Here is a 4,705-nt window from a genome sequence, read left to right on the forward strand (position 1 = left end):
CTCAAACGCCGACACCACCGCCCGCGCCTGCGACGCCGCCTCCTCCGCCGCCACCCCCGCCGCACTCAACCACGCCGCATAGGGCGTAGCCGCGGACGCCATCTCCAACGCCGCCGGGCCCTGCCAAGCGTCGTTGACCAGACCCGAGGTCACCGCGTCGAAAAACGACGACGCCGAACTCAACTCCGACGCCAGGCCGTCCCAGGCCGACGCCACCGACGCCATGGGCGCCGATCCCGCACCCAGCAGCATGTTCAGCGAGTTGATCTCGGGTGGCAAGGTCAGAAAACTCACCGGCTCAATCCTCTTCCTAACAATTCAGGCGATCGCTGTTCGACGGGTGGGGAGTATTGCCGGGTAAACCGGGCTGATTCTCACGTGCCGTTTGGACCGGCGACGCCCGCGCTGCCTGCGGCACCGCCGGTGCCGGGAGTGCCTGCAGCACCGCCGCCGCCACCCGTACCGGGGTCGCCGTCGGCTCCGCTGCCGCCAGCAGGTCCGCCGCCCAGACCGGTTCCGCCCGTGCCGCCGCTGGCGTGGTTGCCACCGGCGCCGCCGTTCGCGCCGTTGCCAGCCCCTCCGCCGATGCCGGTGCCCGTCGGGTTCCCACCGGTGCCGCCGGCACCGCCCTGCCCGCCGTTGCCGGAGTTCCCGGCGTCTCCACCGATCCCGCCGCCATTGCCGGCACCACCGGTACCGCCGGCACCACCGATGCCGCCCGAGCCCGTTGCACCGGCATCTCCGCCTTTACCACCAGCCATGTTGGTGCCAATGCCATTGCCGCCCTTACCGCCGGCACCCGACTGGCCGCCCTCGCCGCCTTGCCCGCCGTTACCACCGGCTGCGCCCGGGCTGGTGGCGGTGCCGGCACCACCGTTGCCGCCGGCGCCACCGGCGCCGCCGGAACCGCTGGCTCCACCGGTGCCGCCCGAGCCGCCAGCTTGGCTACCGCTGGAACCTTGACCGCCGTTGCCGCCGGTACCGCCGGCCCCACCCTTACCGCCGGCGCCACCGTCGCCGCCTTCACTCGCGGCGCCGTTGGTGCCGCCGCCGGTCGCGGTGCCACCGGACGCGCCGTCGCCACCGGTACCACCCACACCACCGGCGCCACCGGTGCCACCGGCGCGCGCGTCACGGTTGCCGACCGTGTTGCTGTTTTGGCCATTACCACCGTTGGCGCCGGCGCCGCCGTCGCCAGCCTGGCCACCGTTGCCGGCGTTACCTGCCGCGCCACCTGACTGGCCGTCGCCACCGGCGCCCGCTTTGCCGCCGACGCCGCCGTTACCGCCGGTGCCACCGGCGCCGCCGTTACCACCGGTCGTACCGGTGGCAGCCCCACCGGTACCGCCCGTCGAGCCGACGCCGCCCTGGCCACCGTTACCGCCCGCACCACCGTCAGTGGTCGCAGTGCCGGTACCACCGGCACCACCGGCGCCGCCGGTCCCACCAGCAGCACCATTGCCACCGAGACCGCCGTTGGTGCGGTTGCCGCTTCCAGTACCGCCGGTGCCGGCCGTCCCGGCGCTACCACCGGTGCCGCCGTTACCGCCGGTGCCGGCCGTGCCGTTGTTGCCCAGCGTGGCCGTACCCGCGTCACCGCCCCGGCCGCCGGCGCCACCGGTACCGCCGGCGCCAGCATTGCCACCGGTGCCACCGTTGCCGTTAGCGGTAGACACGGTGGATCCGGTCGCGCCGTTACCGCCCAGGCCGCCTTGGCCACCGTTGCCGGCGTTGCCGCCATTGCCCGCGTCACCAAGGACGGATCCGCCAGCACCACCGGCGCCGCCGTCGCCACCCTTGCCGCCGCCGCCACCGGTGCCGCCGCTGGTGCCCGCGGTGCCGCTGGTAGTGCCGGTGGTGCCGGTCGCGCCGTGGCCACCGCTGCCGCCGTTACCGCCGTCACCGTGCGAACCGCCAGCGCCACCGGCGCCGCCGTTGCCGCCGGCTGAACCGTTATTGGGCCCGGTGCTGGCGTTGTAGCCGTTGCCACCGTTACCGCCGTGGCCGCTGTTGGTGGCAGCGGCGCCGTCAATGCCGTTGGCGCCGGTGGTCGAGCCGGTGCCAGCCGCGCCACCGAGCCCGACGGCGCCTGCGTCACCACCCTTACCGCCATTGCTGCCGTGGATGTTGGCCGCCGTGCCGTTGGCACCGTCGCCGCCGTCACCGCCAAGGCCCGCTGCACCACCGGCCCCGCCGTCTCCGGCAGCACCCACGGTGCCTGCGGTGGCTTTACCACCGTTACCGCCGGCACCACCCTCGCCGCCGGCACCACCCTTGCCACCGGCACCGCCAGCCGTGTTCGGGTTCGTCGAGTCGGTGGCATTGCCGCCGGTACCGCCTTGGGCACCAGCGCCACCCGTACCACCGGCCCCACCGTTGCCGGACACCGTGCCACCGGCCCCGCCGTTACCACCGTGACCACCGAAGCCACCCGCAACTCCGGCGCCGCCGTTGCCGCCGGAGCCGACCCCGGCCGCACCGGCCTTACCCGGCAGACCCGCACCGCCGGTACCACCTGCGCCACCGTTGCCACTCTTTCCGGCATTGCCGCCATCGCCGCCGGCACCGCCGCCGACCTGGCCGATACCGCCGGTACCACCGGCGCCACCGTCACCCGATGTCGCACCGCCTGCACCGCCGTGGCCTCCGGCACCGCCGATACCCAACGGCGATTGACCAAGTCCACCGGTGCCACCGATGCCGCCGGTACCCGTTGCGCCACCAGCGCCACCGGCACCACCAGCGCCACCGTTGCCGGCCTGCGCTCCGCTGTCGCCGCCGTGACCACCGGCGCCACCAGCCCCGCTGCCGTCGCCGGCACCACCTACACCGCCGGTACCGCCGCTACCCAGCAGACCGCCGGCGCCGCCGGTGCCACCAGCGCCACCGGCTGCATTGGAGCCCGCTTCCGCGGCAAAGCCCTTACCACCGGTGCCGCCGTCACCACCGGTTGTCGCCGCAGCGCCCGTACCGCCCGTGCCGCCAGCGACCGAGCCGGAGCCGCCGGTACCGCCAGCCCCTCCGGTACCCGGGTTACCGCCCTGGCCACCCGCACTGCCGTCGATGTGGGCGGCGGTGCCGTCGCCACCGTCACCGCCCCGGCCACCGAGACCGGCGGCACCACCGTTACCACCCGCCCCACCAGCGCCGACAGTTCCCTTTCCTGGGGTAACCGTGCCGCCATTGCCGCCGGCACCACCCTTGCCGCCAATGCCGCCGTCACCGGCCTTGCCACCGTCAACAGTCGGGTCAACCGAGTCGACACCGGCCGCGCCGGTACCACCTTGGCCGCCGATACCGCCGGCACCGCCAGCACCGCCATTGCCGGATATGGCGCCACCGGCGCCACCGGCACCACCCTTGCCACCAACGCCGCCGGTCCCGCCGGTTTCGAACTCGGCAACACCGGTGACACCCTTGGCACCGTTGCCGCCGGTGCCGCCGGCACCTCCGTTACCGACCGAACCGGCGGCGCCACCGGCGCCACCGTTACCGCCGGCCAGGCCGCTGAGGGTGGGGTCGCTGTAGCCGTCGCCCCCGGCGCCACCGTTGCCGCCGCTGGTCGCCGCAGCGCCACCCGTTCCGTCCGCACCGCTGGCCGAGCCGAAGGTGCTGCCCTTTCCGCCGGCCCCGCCGGTGCCGGGGTTTCCGCCGATACCGCCCGCGCCGCCGTCGAAGTGCGCGGCGGTGCCGTTCGCGCCATGTCCGCCGTTACCGCCGAGCCCGGCCGCACCGCCGTCGCCGCCGTTACCGCCGACGCCCAGGTCGCCCAACGCGTTCGGCGCATTGCCGCCCTTACCGCCGCTGCCGCCCTGCCCACCGGCACCACCGTTTCCACCGGTGCCGGCGATCTTGGATGGGTCGGTCGCGTTGGCGCCGGCCGCACCGGTACCGCCCTGCCCGCCGAGGCCACCGTCGCCGCCGGTTCCTCCGAAGCCCGCCTTGGTTCCGGCCGTACCGCCATCACCGCCGTTACCGCCGTTACCGCCGGTCCCGCCCGCACCCCCGCCTTGGGTCGGGTCGGTGCCGGTCGCGCCGATGGCGCCGTTACCGCCAGCACCACCGGCGCCGCCGTTACCGACCAAACCTCCGGCACCTCCGGCACCACCGTTACCGCCGTGGGCACCCGGAACGATGGCGTTCCAGCCCGCGCCACCAGTACCGCCGTTGCCACCCGTCATCGCGGCAGTCCCCGCAGCGCCGGAGGCGGCGAAGCTGGTTCCGGCGCCGTTCAGGCCGCCGGCGCCACCGGCGCCGCCAACACCGGGGTTGCCGCCCTGGCCGCCGGTACCGCCACTGCGCACAACCTGGTCGCCGGCCCCGCCGACACCGCCGTCACCGCCGATCCCGGCCGCGCCGCCCTGGCCGCCCGCGCCGCCGGCGCCGGTGACACCACCGGTGCCGCTGCCCTGCGCGGCTCCCCCGGCCCCGCCGGCACCGCCGTGGCCGCCGGCACCGCCATTGCCGCCTGCGCCGCCGGTCCCGCCGGTGGCTCCTGCGACGGTTGCGTCAGCCCCGGTAGCTCCGGCGCCGCCGGCACCACCAAGACCGCCGACACCACCAGCGCCGCCGTTTCCGCCGTTACCCGATACGGTCCCGCCACGACCACCGGCACCACCGACGCCGCCGGTACCGCCGACCGCGCCCGTGCCGCCTGCGGCACCGGGTGTCGCCCCGTTCGCCCCTGCAGCACCAGCCACTCCGT

The 4,705-nt window shown here is 75.3% G+C and carries 2 protein-coding genes; both read right to left on the bottom strand.

What is annotated here, in order from left to right; all coding sequences use genetic code 11:
- Positions 1–294 (bottom strand): PPE domain-containing protein (locus A9X01_RS08005; protein WP_155771987.1); only part of this gene is annotated, 294 nt, incomplete at its 3' end.
- Positions 295–374: 80 nt separating this feature from the next.
- On the bottom strand, positions 375–4,700 hold the full coding sequence (locus tag A9X01_RS31805; RefSeq protein WP_436405248.1) for a PE family protein: 4,326 nt from the start codon (positions 4,698–4,700) through the stop codon (positions 375–377).
- Between the last annotated feature and the right edge of the window lie 5 nt (positions 4,701–4,705).

This window comes from Mycobacterium asiaticum, assembly GCF_001668675.1.
GTDB classification, from domain to species: domain Bacteria; phylum Actinomycetota; class Actinomycetes; order Mycobacteriales; family Mycobacteriaceae; genus Mycobacterium; species Mycobacterium asiaticum_D.